14 protein-coding genes, 1 tRNA gene and 1 other annotated feature are annotated in these 14642 nt (G+C 43.8%); all 15 genes read right to left on the minus strand.

Features of this window, described 5'->3' with window-relative positions; translation table 11 throughout:
- Position 1: 1 nt before the first annotated feature.
- On the minus strand, positions 2 to 1426 hold the full coding sequence (leuC, locus tag AT864_RS02935) for a 3-isopropylmalate dehydratase large subunit (RefSeq protein WP_066146275.1): 1425 nt from the start codon (positions 1424 to 1426) through the stop codon (positions 2 to 4).
- 167 nt (positions 1427 to 1593) lie between these two features.
- Complete coding sequence (leuB, locus tag AT864_RS02940; protein WP_066146278.1) at positions 1594 to 2709, minus strand: 3-isopropylmalate dehydrogenase; 1116 nt, start codon at positions 2707 to 2709, stop codon at positions 1594 to 1596.
- A 24-nt stretch (positions 2710 to 2733) separates the two neighbouring features.
- On the minus strand, positions 2734 to 4284 hold the full coding sequence (locus AT864_RS02945; RefSeq protein ID WP_066146280.1) for a 2-isopropylmalate synthase: 1551 nt from the start codon (positions 4282 to 4284) through the stop codon (positions 2734 to 2736).
- Positions 4271 to 5296: a ketol-acid reductoisomerase gene (gene ilvC / locus AT864_RS02950; protein WP_066146282.1), complete on the minus strand. Its 1026-nt coding sequence runs from the start codon at positions 5294 to 5296 to the stop codon at positions 4271 to 4273. Before ilvC ends, AT864_RS02945 begins: the two co-directional genes overlap by 14 nt.
- Positions 5297 to 5315: 19 nt before the next feature.
- Positions 5316 to 5834 carry an acetolactate synthase small subunit gene (gene ilvN, locus AT864_RS02955; protein ID WP_066146285.1) on the minus strand — a complete coding sequence of 173 codons (519 nt, stop codon included), beginning with the start codon at positions 5832 to 5834 and terminating at the stop codon, positions 5316 to 5318.
- Positions 5813 to 7546 (minus strand): acetolactate synthase large subunit, encoded by a 1734-nt coding sequence (gene ilvB / locus AT864_RS02960; protein WP_066146288.1) that lies wholly within the window; start codon positions 7544 to 7546, stop codon positions 5813 to 5815. Before ilvB ends, ilvN begins: the two co-directional genes overlap by 22 nt.
- 78 nt (positions 7547 to 7624) lie before the next feature.
- Positions 7625 to 7890: a binding site (T-box leader), on the minus strand.
- A gap of 29 nt (positions 7891 to 7919) precedes the next feature.
- On the minus strand, positions 7920 to 8819 hold the full coding sequence (gene ilvE / locus AT864_RS02965; protein WP_044742958.1) for a branched-chain-amino-acid transaminase: 900 nt from the start codon (positions 8817 to 8819) through the stop codon (positions 7920 to 7922).
- Between the two features lie 537 nt (positions 8820 to 9356).
- A tRNA-Arg gene (locus AT864_RS02970) sits at positions 9357 to 9430 on the minus strand.
- A gap of 228 nt (positions 9431 to 9658) precedes the next feature.
- On the minus strand, positions 9659 to 10168 hold the full coding sequence (locus AT864_RS02975) for a metallophosphoesterase family protein (RefSeq protein WP_044742959.1): 510 nt from the start codon (positions 10166 to 10168) through the stop codon (positions 9659 to 9661).
- 4 nt (positions 10169 to 10172) lie between these two features.
- Entirely contained in the window at positions 10173 to 10775 is a 603-nt protein-coding gene (locus tag AT864_RS02980) for an XTP/dITP diphosphatase (RefSeq protein WP_066146567.1), read from the minus strand.
- Positions 10775 to 11539, minus strand: a complete 765-nt coding sequence (gene rph, locus AT864_RS02985; protein ID WP_066146291.1) for a ribonuclease PH — start codon at positions 11537 to 11539, stop codon at positions 10775 to 10777. Before rph ends, AT864_RS02980 begins: the two co-directional genes overlap by 1 nt.
- Before the next feature lie 84 nt (positions 11540 to 11623).
- Positions 11624 to 12700, minus strand: coding sequence for a GerMN domain-containing protein (locus tag AT864_RS02990; protein ID WP_066146294.1), 1077 nt, complete (start codon positions 12698 to 12700; stop codon positions 11624 to 11626).
- Between the two features lie 99 nt (positions 12701 to 12799).
- Positions 12800 to 13594, minus strand: coding sequence for a glutamate racemase (gene racE / locus AT864_RS02995; RefSeq protein ID WP_066146297.1), 795 nt, complete (start codon positions 13592 to 13594; stop codon positions 12800 to 12802).
- Between the two features lie 10 nt (positions 13595 to 13604).
- A complete protein-coding gene (locus AT864_RS03000) occupies positions 13605 to 14048 on the minus strand; it encodes a MarR family winged helix-turn-helix transcriptional regulator (RefSeq protein WP_066146302.1) in 444 nt (147 codons plus the stop codon).
- A 168-nt stretch (positions 14049 to 14216) separates the two neighbouring features.
- Positions 14217 to 14441 carry a spore germination transcription factor GerE gene (gene gerE / locus AT864_RS03005; RefSeq protein WP_044742964.1) on the minus strand — a complete coding sequence of 75 codons (225 nt, stop codon included), beginning with the start codon at positions 14439 to 14441 and terminating at the stop codon, positions 14217 to 14219.
- Positions 14442 to 14642: the final 201 nt, after the last annotated feature.

The raw sequence follows: 14642 nt of genomic DNA on the forward strand, positions 1-14642 counted from the left end.
TTCATCTCCTTTCCCCAATCGATTCAGCTTGCAGCTTTCTAATATCGACAAATCGGCCGTAAATCGCCGCTGCGGCTGCCATTTTTGGGCTGACTAAATGAGTCCTTGCTCCTTTTCCTTGCCGTCCTTCAAAATTTCGATTGGATGTTGAAGCACAATGCTCTCCTTCCGGAACAATGTCCGGATTCATCCCTAAGCACATGCTGCAGCCAGAATCGCGCCATTCAAATCCAGCCTCGATAAAAATTTGCGCTAATCCCTCTTCTTCCGCTCTCCGCTTCACTTCTTGTGAACCGGGAACCACAAGCGCTCTGACGCCTGGTGCTACTCTCTTTCCTTTGACAATTTCCGCCGCTGCCCGCAAATCGCTTATTCGTGAATTCGTACAGGAGCCAATAAATACGTGCTGGATTTTCATTTCACTGATTGGCGTTCCCGACTCCAATCCCATATATTGCAAGGCAAGCTGAACCGCTTTTTGCTCTGTTTCATCTGCAAAATCCTCTGGGTACGGAACCTTTCCATTGATCGGTGCGCTCATGCCCGGTGTCGTTCCCCATGTTACCATGGGGGCAATCGAAGCAGCGTCTATTTCTAACGTGCGATCATAGGTTGCTCCCTCATCCGTCGCAAGCATTTGCCATTGCTCAACAGCTTTTTCAAAATCCTCTCCTTTTGGAGCATATTTTCGGCCCCGCAAATACTCAAAGGTCGTGTCATCTGGACTAATTAATCCCGCTCTTGCCCCTGCTTCGATGGACATATTACAAATGGTCATTCTTTCTTCCATCGACATCTGGCGAATGACATCTCCTGTGAATTCAATAATGTACCCTGTTCCTACGTCGACCCCATATTGATGAATAATCGCTAAAATCACATCTTTGGCTGTCACCCCATCGGACAAGCGACCGTTAATGCGTATTTCAAGCGTTTTCGGCCGTTGCTGCCATAGGGTTTGTGTCGCGAGAACATGCTCTACTTCACTTGTTCCAATTCCAAATGCAAGCGCTCCAAATGCCCCGTGTGTCGACGTATGGCTATCGCCGCATACAATCGTTTTTCCCGGCTGGGTCAACCCTAGCTCCGGACCGATGACATGAACGATTCCTTGCTCAGAACTATGCAAATCAGCCAGTGGAATCGAAAATTCACGGCAATTTTTTTCCAAGGCGGCAATTTGATTTCTCGCAATCTCATCTTCAATGACAAAGCGGTTAACAGTGGGAACGTTATGATCCATCGTCGCAAAAGTCAAATCAGGGCGGCGTACTTTTCTCCCTTTCTGTCTCAATCCTTCAAATGCTTGGGGTGAGGTAACTTCATGCACTAAATGTAAATCAATATATAATAAATCCGGCTTCCCCGCTTCCCGATAAACCACATGATGTTCCCATACTTTTTCAATAATTGTTTTTGGTTTCATACGATCCCCCTCTCTAAGGAATAAAACTGTTCTTAGCCAACTCCGTTTATCGCTATCTATGAAAATGCTGAACGCCTGACGGACAAAAAGATATGTCCGTTGGCGTTCTTGTTGATCCCCTATTCTCTTTCGATTCTATCGGGCCCATTCATCTTTAGCGCCGTTCATTAGGCATATACCGCCATAATATTAAAAATGGCTTCATCATCTAAAATGGTCGCTCGAATTTCATCCACCATGTCTTTGGTAGAAACGACATGCTGTCCTTTTTTCGCTACATCTACTGTTCGATAGCCTGACGTTAATACTTGCTGAACCGCCTTTTCGATAGCGTCAGCTTCTTTGTTGAGACCAAATGATAAACGAAGCATCATCGCCGCCGATAAAATAGTAGCAATCGGATTCGCTTTGTTTTGTCCAGCAAGATCAGGCGCTGACCCGTGAATCGGCTCATATAAGCTAGGACCTGTTGTTGACAAGCTAGCGGATGGGAGCATCCCTAACGATCCGGTTAGCATGGAAGCTTCATCGCTTAAAATGTCACCAAACATATTTTCCGTCACTAATACATCAAATTGCTTTGGATTTCGAATCAACTGCATCGCCGCATTGTCCACGAGCATGTGCTCTAACTCTACATCAGGATAATCGCAAGCGACCTCTTCGGCAATCTCACGCCACATTCTGCTTGATTCGAGCACATTTGCTTTATCGACAGATGTGACTTTTTTTCTTCTTTTTCTTGCTAATTCAAACGCTGTTTTTAAAATTCGTTTAATCTCTTCTCGCTTATAAAGAAGGGTATCAATGGCTGCCTCTTCTCCATTCTCTACACGTCGGCCGCTTGGCTTGCCAAAATATAGACCACCTGTTAGCTCTCTTACAATAAGCAAATCCGCTTCGCGAATGATATGCGCTTTTAACGGGGATGAGTCGGCTAAGCTTGGATACACCTTTACCGGGCGCAAATTAGCAAATAAGTTCATTTCTTTGCGAATGGCCAGCAACCCTTTTTCCGGGCGCAAATGTGGAGGGTTTTTATCCCACTTTGGACCGCCAACCGCCCCAAGAAGAACGGCATCGCTTTGACGGCACATATGAAGCGTTTCATCTGGAAGCGGCGTTCCTTTCCGATCAATCGCTTCTCCACCGATAAGTCCGTATTTAAAAATGAATTGATGGTGAAACCGAGAAGCGATTGCCTGTAATACTTCTACAGCTCCTGACGTGACTTCTTTTCCCACTCCGTCTCCTGGCAATACAGCAATCCGATATGTTCCCATAGTGAACCCCTCCATATTATTTGATTAATTTTTAATGACTACTTTTTGATTTTCTTCCCTCATTTTTTCAATCATAAACACCCTGTTCACCGCGTTAATATAAGCTTTCGCGGATGCTTCGAGCACGTCTTGGGCAGTCCCGCGCCCGCTTGTTTCCATTTCGTTGACGCGCACTTTTACGAATACCTGAGCAAGAGCATCTCTTCCGCCGCTGACGGATTCAATCCGATAATCCAACAACTTGACCTCTGTTTTGAAGCAACGCTCTAATGTGTTGTACAAAGATTCTACACTCCCGGCTCCTGTTGCTGCCTCTTGAATTTCATTGCCTTGCCCATCCATCAATACGACGACAGCTGTCGGAATTTGATTTGTTCCATATTGGACTTGAATGGAGGACAACTGATAAAACTCTTTAAAAAGATCAAATTTTTCTTCAAAGATTAAAGCAACTAAATCATCATCGGTAATATCTTTTTTCTTGTCGGCCAACTCTTTAAAGCGGACAAACAGCTTATTAATTTCCGCTTCTGACAGCGTGTAGCCGAGCTCCACGACACGATTACGCAACGCATGGCGGCCCGAATGCTTTCCTAACACCATCGAGTTCGATTGAACCCCAACAAGCTCTGGAGAAATAATTTCATACGTCGTCTTTTCTTTTAGCACCCCATCTTGGTGAATGCCAGATTCATGCGCAAAAGCATTTTTTCCGACAATCGCTTTATTCGCTGGAAGCGTCATTCCTGTCAGTTTGCTCACTAAATTGCTTGTTCGCTTAATTTCTTGAAGATTGAGGCCGGTTTCTGCCTTGTAATAATCTTTGCGGATATAAAGGGCAACCGCGATTTCCTCTAATGCCGCATTCCCCGCCCGTTCACCGATGCCATTAATGGTTCCTTCGATCTGCGTGGCGCCGTGCTCAATCGCAGCAAGTGAGTTCGCTACAGCCATCCCTAAATCATCGTGGCAATGAGCTGACAACGATATTTTTTCAATATTCGGAACATTTTTTCTTAAAAAATCGAAGATCTCCCCATATTCTTTTGGCGTGATGTATCCTACCGTATCAGGAATGTTGATCACACTCGCTCCCGCTTCAATGACTTTGGCCACAATTTCCGCTAGGAAAGGAAGCTCGCTTCGACAAGCATCTTCTGCAGACCATTGCACAATCGGAAAGTAACGTTTAGCATACTTGACAGAGGAAACCGCTGCTTCAATGACTTGTTCCGGCGTCATTCTCAGTTTATGAGCCATATGAATCGGTGAAGTGGCAATAAACAAGTGCAAACGCGGCTCTGCCCCTCCTTTTAATGCCTCCCATGCTGTGTCAATATCGCTCTGGACCGAGCGAGAAAGCCCGGTCACAGAACTATGTTTAATCGTTTCCGCAATTTGTTTAACCGATTGAAAATCCCCTTTGGAGGCGGCAGGAAAACCTGCTTCAATAATATCCACCTTAAGCCTTTCCAATTGTCGAGCGATTTCTAGCTTTTCCTGTAAATTTAAATTTACGCCGGCTGACTGCTCCCCATCACGCAAGGTTGTGTCAAAAATATTAATTTTTCGCACTGGTGACCACCACTTCTTTCTGTTTCGCTTTCACAAACGGCATCATGCTTCTCAACTCGCGCCCGACTGTTTCGATTAGATGCTCATTTTCCCTTCTATTGATCGCATTGAATTCTGGGCGATTCGCTTGATTTTCCAAAATCCAGCCTTTAGCAAATTTCCCTGTTTGAATATCTTCAAGCACCTTTTTCATTTCGGCTTTCACTGAATCATTAATGATGCGCGGCCCAGAAATAAAATCTCCCCATTGCGCGGTGTCGGAAATGGAGTGGCGCATCCATGCAAGTCCTCCCTCATACATAAGGTCAACGATCAGCTTCATCTCGTGAAGACATTCAAAGTAGGCCACTTCTGGCTGATATCCTGCTTCGACAAGCGTTTCAAATCCAGCCTTCACAAGCGATGTCAATCCGCCGCATAATACCGCTTGTTCGCCGAACAGATCTGTTTCCGTCTCTTCTTTGAAAGTCGTCTCCAACACTCCTGCTCGTGCCGCTCCGATCGCTTTCGCATAGGCGAGCGCTGTTTCCTTCGCTTCCCCTGTGACATCCTGATACACAGCAATCAACGCTGGCACTCCAGCTCCTTCTGTATATGTGCGGCGCACTAAATGTCCAGGACCTTTTGGAGCCACTAAGAAAACATCCACATCCTGCGGCGGAACAATTTGATTGAAATGAATGTTAAACCCATGAGCAAATACGAGAGCATTGCCTGGCTGCAATTCTGGCTCAATTTCTTCTTTATATACAGACGGCTGTTTCTCATCTGGAAGCAAAATCATAATCGCATCGGCTTCTCGTGTTGCTTCCCGCACCGTGCGGACTTGAAAACCATCCTGCTCCGCTTGATTCCATGATCGTCCCGGACGAAGACCGACAACAACTTCTATCCCGCTGTCGCGAAGATTTTGTGCATGTGCATGCCCTTGAGAACCATATCCAATAATCGCTACTTTTTTCGATTGTAAATATTGTTCGTTTGCATCCCCATTATAGTAAACTTTTTCCATTTTAAATCCCTCTCCTTTTTCAAATGATAAATGCAGTTTTATAGGAAGCGGCTGCTTTTTGCGAGCCGCGTGTAAATGCGGTTGTACCAGTTCTGGCGACTTCTTTAATTCCGTAAGACTTTAATAAATCAATAAGCGCCTCTACTTTCTCTGGCTCCCCCGTTACTTGAATGACGAGGCTCTCCTTGCCCACATCGACAATCGCAGCGCGGAACGGCTCGATAAGGGTATAAATTTCCTGACGCGCGGCTGGATTGACCGCTACTTTAATAAGCGCCAGCTCTCTTGCTACGATCGCTTGATCCGTAATATCATGGACCTTCAACACATCGATTTGCTTGTTTAATTGTTTCGTAATTTGTTCCGCTGTACGTTCGTCCTCCACATTGACAACAAATGTCATGCGGGAGATTCCTTCTGTTTCTGTGTGTCCGACTGTAATGCTTTCGATATTGTAATGGCGTTTTGTAAATAAACCCGTAATCCGGTTGAGCACGCCTGGACGATTATGAACCGTCATTGTAATGATTCTTCGCACAATTTCACCCCCACCATTTCATGCAGGCCCTTTCCTGGCGCCACCATTGGATATACATTTTCATCAGCCGCTACGTGAATATCGAGCAATACTGGTTCGTGAAGGGAAAAAGCTTGCTGTAATACGCGGACAGCTTCCGCTTCTGTTTTCGCCCGCAATCCCTTTATATTGTAAGCCTCGGCCAGTTTGACAAAATCCGGCTGGTTCGGAATGAGCGAGTGTGAGTATCGCTTTTCGTAAAAGAGCTGCTGCCACTGCCGCACCATGCCGAGCGATTGATTGTTCACAATCACCACTTTAATCGGCAGCTTCAATTCTTGAATAACCGATAGCTCTTGCAACGTCATTTGAAATCCGCCATCGCCGACAATCGAAACGACAGTCGCTTGCCGATCGGCTAACTGTGCCCCAATCGCCGCCGGAAGCCCAAACCCCATCGTGCCGAGCCCTCCTGAAGTAACCCAACGGTTTGGCTGTTTGAACTTGTAATACTGCGCAGTCCACATTTGATGCTGCCCTACATCCGTGGTCACAATGGCTTCTCCATCTGTGAGCTCATAAATCATCTCAATTAACTTCTGCGGCTTCATCGTTCCAGGCTCATTTTTATAAACGAGCGGAAATCCTTTTTTCCATTCTGCTAACTGTGCAAGCCATTCATCTGTATCAGCCGGCCTTCCTTCTTGAAGAATCATCTCTTTTAGTGCCTCTTTCGCGTCGCTCACAATCGGGATTTTCGTTGGCACATTTTTGCCGATTTCCGCTGGATCGATATCAATGTGCGCCACCGTTGCTTTCGGAGCAAAACAGTTTAAATTTCCAGTCACACGATCATCAAAACGGGCGCCAATATTGATTAATAAATCGCATTCGTATAAGGCCATATTCGCTGTATACGTTCCGTGCATCCCCGCCATGCCCAGAAAAAGTGGATGGTCTGCCGGAAAGCCTCCGAGTCCCAACAACGTATGGATGACGGGGATTTTTTGCTGCTCCGCATATTGCTGCAGCTCTTGAGATGCATTGGCATGCAATACGCCCGCTCCCGCTAAAATGACTGGACGTTTGGCTTGGCTCACTGCTTCAACCAGCTTGCGAATTTGCAAATGGTTAGGATAAACGGTTGGCTGATATCCAGGAAGACGAACAGGCTGTTCATAATCAAATTCTCCTTCTTGGGTCGTCATATCCTTTGGAATATCAATCAGTACTGGTCCTGGCCGCCCTGTTGTCGCAATATGAAATGCTTCTTTAATAATCTTCGGAAGCTCCTGGACATGGCGAACTTGGTAGCTGTGCTTCGTGATCGGCATGGTAATTCCAACGACATCCGCTTCTTGAAAGGCATCAGAACCGATGACTCCTGACGCTACTTGGCCAGTAAAAACAACCAACGGCAACGAATCCATCATCGCATCTGTTAAGCCTGTCACAATGTTTGTTGCTCCAGGACCGGACGTCGCAATGACAACCCCTGGTTTTCCAGAAATGCGGGCATAGCCTTCTGCTGCATGAATGGCTCCTTGTTCGTGGCGCGTTAAAACATGGAAAATGCCTGAATCATACAATTTGTCGTAAATCGGCAATACCGCTCCTCCTGGATACCCAAAGATCACTTCTACTTTCTCTGCTTTTAATGCCTCTATCAGCATGAATGCTCCGCTTATTCTCATTTTTTGCTTCCTTTTCTCCTCGACTTTCATGTTTGCCATGCTTCATCCTTCCTCCTCAATTTTTATAAAAGCAATGAAAAAGCCTCTTCACCCCATCATGACCTACTTGTTCTAGGTCAAAGGGGCGAAAAGGCTTTCTTTCCGCGGTACCACCCTTTTTCATGGTCAACTGACCACCTCATGAGCATCTGAAATGTTCAGACGCTCTTTTTAATAACGAGTGGAGCGCTTTTGATTCCACCCGTCCAACTCTACTAGCCAAAGCGTTCAAGCTGGCGCTCAGAGGTGAGTTCATCAAGCGGCAGCATCACCGGTTTTCAGCTCCCCCGGCTCTCTGTAGATGCTTTTTTCCGTTGACTACTTATCCTCTTCAACGCTTTCATGTCGTTTAATTGTCATGGTTCATTTACAATTAACCCGCATTCACATTTGTGTGATATACTTTGACACCTTCAGCTACTACCTTTTGTCTAAAGGCTTCAAGCAGCCTTTTCGTATGAACTCCCGGAACCCCTTCACCGATGGTCCGGCCATCCACTTTTACAACGGCAATCACTTCCGCCGCCGTTCCTGTTAAAAATACTTCATCAGCAGTATAAACATCATGGCGAGTGAACGGTTCTTCTTTAACGACATAGCCAAGCTCTCTAGCCATATCGATAATCGCCTCTCTTGTAATTCCTTCAAGAGCGCCTACATATCCCGGCGGTGTATACAAAACACCATTTTTCACAATAAACACATTATCCGCTGATCCTTCAGCTACATAGCCTTGATCGTTTAACATTAACGCTTCGCTGACATTGGCTAAATGAGCTTCAATTCGAACGAGAACGTTATTTAAATAGTTCAATGATTTTACTTTTGGACTTAGCACATCTGGGCGATTTCTTCTTGTCGCCACTGTCACCACTTCGATTCCCGTTTCATATAAATGTTTTGGAAAGATAGCCAACGGCTCCACGATAATGACGACTTGCGGATTTTGACATTTATACGGATCAAGACCTAAATCTCCGACCCCCCGCGAAACAACCACTCGAATATATGCATCTTGAAATTGGTTTTTTTGAACCGATTGAACAATTAAATCCGTTAGTTCTTCTTTTGTGTAAGGAATAGTTAATAAAATGGATTTGGCCGAGTTATACAAACGATCAATATGTTCTTGGAGGCGAAAGACGTTTCCGCTATAGACGCGTATTCCCTCAAACACGCCATCCCCGTACAGAAAACCATGGTCGTATACGGAAACCTTTGCATTTTCTTTCGTAACAAACTCGCCGTTTAAAAAAATCCATTGTTCACTCAATGTTTTTCCCCTCTTCCCTTGGTAAGTGCGCCATCTTGTAAGCGTCTTATTTTTTTATTCGATTAATTTATTTGAAAATTATAATAAGGGCAAAATAAGGAAGAGTCAATACTATTTTTTGAATATTTAGATTCGTTCGAATATTTGAATACGCTTACATTATGATTGTACCAAGCAATAGAAAGAAGGAAAATTTTTTTAAAATTCATGGCAAAAACGGGTTTTTAGTTCTTTTTTATGGAGTAAGAGGATAATATTCCAATTTTGTTATTGAAGTGCAGAAACAGTTTTCTGTCCATTCCTTAAGTCCTATTTTCACAGTCTTCGATCATGGGATACATACATGTGGATTTTCTAAAAAACAACGGTGGGAGAGGCTAGACACCTTCTACTTATGTTTCAGAGGCTTACTCATAAGCTATACTTACAGAGGAGGCTGAGCGTTTTATTATTTACAAGATTCCATAGCCACCATTCAAGCGTGATAGGCCGGCAAATTAAGAAAAAGCCCTTGCATATGCAAAGGCTTTTTCTTAGCGTCCCAGGAGAGACTCGAACTCCCGACCGACGGCTTAGAAGGCCGCTGCTCTATCCAACTGAGCTACTGGGACATCGTATATGAAATTAATAAGTCTACAATTTGCGTCTGCTTTGCTACCATAGCAGCGCCCGCATGTTCTCTGTTCGCCTCGTCTTTTCTTTCACCTTATTCAGCCCTAGAAAGCCAATCCACACAACAAACAAGGTGCCGATTTGGCGACTCTTAAAGCCATTTTTTATTATACGAAAGGGAGTGGATAAAGTCAATAATATAAAAAAGAGCGGGAATGGTTTCCCGCTCAAAGAATGAATGATTGAGCCAAGGAAGGCACTTCTTGACCGTTCACGTCATAAAATTGAACGGTTGCTTGTCCATTCTTAATTTCAAGCAATGCATATGTTTTCTCCTTTCGCATCCTCGGCAAAAGAAGGCTTCCCGGATTAATAAACAAAAGATTGTTGACCATCTCCGCTCCAGCAATATGCGAATGGCCAAAGCAGACCACTTGAGCATTCGCTTCTTGAGCGCGGTAATAAAGATTCATCAGCGTCATTTTGACATTATATAGATGACCATGCGTAATAAAAAATCGCACGCCGTGAATTTCTTCGCTTCTTTCTTTTGGAAAGCCTTTGTCGAAATCACAATTGCCAGCAACCGAACGAAATTCTTGCAATTCGGCACAGTCGCTCGGCAATTCAGAATCCCCGCAATGAATGAACGCATCCACTTGGTTAGCGTGGCGCTGTTTGATCTCTGTTAGCTCTTTCGTCATTCCATGACTGTCACTGACAATGAGCACTCTCATTTTGTTACTCCCCGCTTATGATGGTATCCCATTTTTCATTTAATTTAGCCAGCGCATCAGCGCGGTGGCTTATTTTATTTTTTACTTCCTTTGGCAATTCGGCCATTGTTTTATTTTTTTCAGGAACATAAAAAATCGGATCATAGCCAAATCCGTTCTCACCTTTTGGCTCTTCTGCGATATAGCCTTCACATGTTCCTTCGACAATCGCCGTCGGCCTTCCAGGAATCGCAATCGCCAATGTGCAATGAAAACGCGCTGTTCTCTGTTCAAATGGAACTCCTTTTAATTCTTTTAATACTTTTGCTATATTCGCTTGATCATCTTTTTCTTCGCCGGCATAACGCGCCGAGTAAACACCAGGCCTGCCGTCGAGAGCATCAATGGACAGGCCCGAATCGTCAGCAATCACCATTTGCTGAAAGTACGCGGCCATTGCTTCAGCTTTTAATCGCGCGTTTTCTGCAAATGTATCTCCCGTTTCCTCGACATCTGGACAATTAGGAAAATCTAATAACGTTTTAACCTGCATTCCTTTTTCATTGAATAATGCTTCAAATTCTCTTGCTTTTCCAGTGTTTTTTGTTGCAATAATCACTTGTTTTATCATTTCTTCACACGTTCCTCTGCATCATATTGAATTTTTTCTGCTAGTGTTCCTAGCACGTTCTTCTGAATCTCAATTAATTGGCGAATTCCTAATTCCGCTGCTTCTAGCATCTCTTGGAGCTCGGCTCGAGAAAATGTCGCTTCCTCTCCCGTTCCTTGAATTTCTACGAAACGCCCGGAACCGGTCATCACGACGTTCATATCAACATTGGCCTGCGAATCCTCCGCATAGTTCAAGTCAAGAATGATACCATGCTGCGGATCAATCCCCACAGATGTCGCCGCAAGAAAATCACGCACAGGAAATTCAGCCACTTTATTTTCTTCAAGTAATTTCGCAAAAGCGAGCACCATCGCAACAAAGGCGCCTGTTATTGCGGCTGTTCTTGTTCCTCCATCGGCCTGGATCACGTCACAGTCAATCCAAATCGTTTTTTCCCCCATTTTGTCTAAATCGACAACCGAACGAAGCGCTCTGCCAATCAGACGTTGAATTTCCATTGTTCTGCCCGATAATTTTCCCTTGCTGGATTCTCGAATATTGCGCTGTTCAGTTGCTCGCGGCAGCATCGCATATTCCGCTGTAATCCATCCTTTTCCGCCGCCTCTCATAAACGGCGGAACCTTATCATCGATGCTGGCTGTACAAATCACCTTTGTATCGCCGACAGCAATTAACACAGAGCCCTCCGCATGTTTAATAAAGTTTGTTTCAATATGTACTGGTCGAAGTTGCAAGCTTTCTCTTCCATCGCCTCTCATGAAAAAAGCCCCCTTAAAAGTACCAAAAATAAAATAGTAAAGAGGTAGTATATGACCTACCTCTTTTTATACCATATTATAACATTAAAAACTACCGGTGTTCACATTTTCTGGTCTTGTTACTGGTTCTGAAAGTGCTTTTCCATCTTCTTTAACAAGATCAGCTTTTCCATTCACTGTGATGGACACACTTTCAATTCCTTTTTGTTCTGTTAATGATAGAACAAGAGAGTTCAGCACAGCTTCAGAAATCACATGTTTTTTATTGCTTCCATAAATCGCGTCGTTAAAGTTTAGCGTCACTTTGCCATCTTTATAAACTGGCTTGTCAATAAGCTGAACATCTGGCTGGAAGTCACTGACCAGTCCGCTGCCATATTTCGGACCTTTGATCAATTCATTAACGGCTGCGGCAATATCATCCTTTTGCTCGTTGGAGATGCGTCGTGTCACTGGCACGTAGTATGTCTGCTCCCCTTGCTGCTCTACAAAATAGACGACGATCGGGCGAGTGTTCGTAATATCGACAACATTGCTTGTATCGATATTGATGCCATCTTCGCGGCTGACCCCATCTTGAATCGGTGTTCCATCCACCGGCATAACTGTTTGATCGTGTCCATTAATACGTATTTTCACCTTTTTAACATTATCAAATTGCGTTAATGTCCATGTAATAGCTTGCAAAATTTTCTTTTCATCTTCTGCCTTATAATGAGCAAATTCTGGCGAAAAATCAGCTACAATCGTTCCATCTTTTTGCAAATTAACGCTTAATACGCGGGTGTCAGCTGGCAATACTGCTCGAAACCCATTCGGCAGCATATCTTCTATAGGTCCTCCTTGTACTAAATACTCAAGGGCCTGTTTCGCAACGGCATCTGTTTTAGGCAATGAAAGGGTCTGAGGCACAACGAAACCATTTTTATCAATTAAATAAAGCTCGCGTTTGACTGTTTCTGTTGCCTGTGATTCTTTTGCCGTTCCGTTCGCTTTCTCTTTTGGCTGTTGCAGCGACTCCCCGTTTTTCAAGTAGCTGACATCCTGCGGTGGATCAATTTCTTTTACTGCTTGATCCTTTCCAAATAATCCGCATCCGCTTAACAAAATCATGGAAGCTATAACCGGTGCAGCAAGTTTATACGTTCGCCGATTCAACATCACATAGTCCCTCCTAACAGTGGTTTGTACTATTATGTATACGAGCCGCTTAAAAAAATAGAATAAAAAAATCCTTCAGCTTACCGCTGAAGGATTTTTTTATAATTCAATCGTTTGGATATTATCAACAGGCTGTCCAAACAATCGTGATGCAATTTTTTGGAACATTTCCTTCGGACCAGTTGTCAAAAAGAGGTGATCGGCTATTTTTTCTCCTGTCTGCAACAACTCGCTATGATGTAAAATCGTGCTCACTTCACGAGCCGTCTCATCGCCCGAACAAATCAGCTTCACTTTTTTCCCCATATATTCGTGAATAAGCGGACTTAACAGCGGATAGTGCGTGCATCCTAAAATCAATACATCGATTCCGCTTGATTTCAAAGGCTTAAGCGATTCAGCCACAATCTGCTTCGCTTCTTCTCCTTCGAAAATCCCGCTTTCAACAAGTGGAACAAATTTTGGACAAGCCAAGCTTTCTACATGAACACGGTGATTAATGGACTTCAACGCCTTTTCATATGCGCGGCTTTTCACTGTTCCTATTGTGCCGATCACACCGATTTGCTCGTTCTTTGTCATTTTTAACGCTGCACGCGCCCCCGGATGCACCACTCCTAACACCGGGATATTCAATTCGTTGCGAATTTCTTCAAGCACAACGGCTGTCGCCGTGTTACATGCAATGACAAGCATTTTAATATCATATTGCAGCAAATAATTCGTCATTTCCCAAGTGAATCGACGAATTTCCTCTTCCGGTCGAGGACCGTATGGACACCTTGCTGTATCTCCTAGATAAATAATTCGTTCTTTTGGCAACTGCCGCATAATTTCCTTTGCGACCGTTAGTCCTCCAACTCCTGAATCGATAACTCCTATTGATCTTTCCAAGTGATTCGCCTCATTCTTTTTTCATTTCTTGATGCAATTTTTTTAAGCTTTCTTCTAAAAGAGCAACTTCCTCTGCTGAAAAATTTTCCAGCACTAACGCCAAATCATGCTGACGTTTTTTGATGACTTCTCGAATAATGCGTTCGCCTTCATGAAGGAGATGAATGCGCACCACTCTGCGATCCTTTTGATCTTTCACTCTTGTTACTAGCTTGTTTTTTTCCATTCGATCAATTAAATCGGTTGTTGTGCTGCAGGCTAGCTCCATTTTATTCGATAGCTCGCCGATGGTCATATCTCCTTCTTCGAAAAGCAGCTGCAAGGCAATAAATTGCTGTCTTGTAATTGGATATCGAACTAAAACTTCTCTTCCTTTTCGTTTTAAAATCGCCGCAATATAACGGAGCGATTTTTCTAGCTCAGCAATAGCCTTTTCATCCATTTCAACTGGCATACAATCTCCCCTATAAGATTTATGCACATTTATATTGTTCATATTTCTTGATAAAATTGCAAGCAAAACAAGCCATATACATTTTACTACACTTTTCCGTATAATCAATAAAAAATTTGCCAACAATAATAAACCGGCTCCCTCGTTGCTAAGGGTAGCCGGTGTTACCTATAGTTCAAGTTCTCCCATTCTAAGCAACTCAATCACCGCTTGGGAGCGCCCCTTTACCCCAAGCTTTTGCATGGCGTTTGAGATATGGTTGCGAACCGTTTTTTCGCTAATAAACAGCTCACTAGCAATCTCTTTTGTTGTTTTATCTTGAACTAATAATTCAAATACTTCTCTTTCTCTTTTCGTAAGCAATGGCTTTGAGTGAAATGATTTGTCCTTCAATTAAGATAACCCTCCTTGCTTTAGCCAGACCTGAACTACCGGATGGGTATTTATTCACCATATAGTATGTGGAATAACGGGTGACGGTGACAAAAATTCACATTACTTCTAGAAAAATAGGTATTTATAGAAAATGCGATGAAACAGCAGCCTGTATGGACATCATTTGATGCGTCAACATCCCTCTAAATGAGCGAGTGC

Origin of the sequence: Anoxybacillus sp. P3H1B, from assembly GCF_001560855.1 — a bacterium.
Taxonomy (GTDB): domain Bacteria; phylum Bacillota; class Bacilli; order Bacillales; family Anoxybacillaceae; genus Anoxybacteroides; species Anoxybacteroides rupiense.

Excerpts from the sequence above, each read along its gene's own strand:
- leuC (WP_066146275.1), bottom strand. The coding sequence starts at position 1,426 with ATGAAACCAAAAACAATTATTGAAAAAGTATGGGAACATCATGTGGTT.
- leuB (WP_066146278.1), bottom strand. The coding sequence starts at position 2,709 with ATGGGAACATATCGGATTGCTGTATTGCCAGGAGACGGAGTGGGAAAA.
- ilvC (WP_066146282.1), bottom strand. The coding sequence starts at position 5,296 with ATGGAAAAAGTTTACTATAATGGGGATGCAAACGAACAATATTTACAA.
- ilvB (WP_066146288.1), bottom strand. The coding sequence starts at position 7,546 with ATGGCAAACATGAAAGTCGAGGAGAAAAGGAAGCAAAAAATGAGAATA.
- AT864_RS02975 (WP_044742959.1), bottom strand. The coding sequence starts at position 10,168 with ATGAGAGTGCTCATTGTCAGTGACAGTCATGGAATGACGAAAGAGCTA.
- rph (WP_066146291.1), bottom strand. The coding sequence starts at position 11,539 with ATGAGAGGCGATGGAAGAGAAAGCTTGCAACTTCGACCAGTACATATT.
- AT864_RS02990 (WP_066146294.1), bottom strand. The coding sequence starts at position 12,700 with ATGTTGAATCGGCGAACGTATAAACTTGCTGCACCGGTTATAGCTTCC.
- AT864_RS03000 (WP_066146302.1), bottom strand. The coding sequence starts at position 14,048 with ATGCCAGTTGAAATGGATGAAAAGGCTATTGCTGAGCTAGAAAAATCG.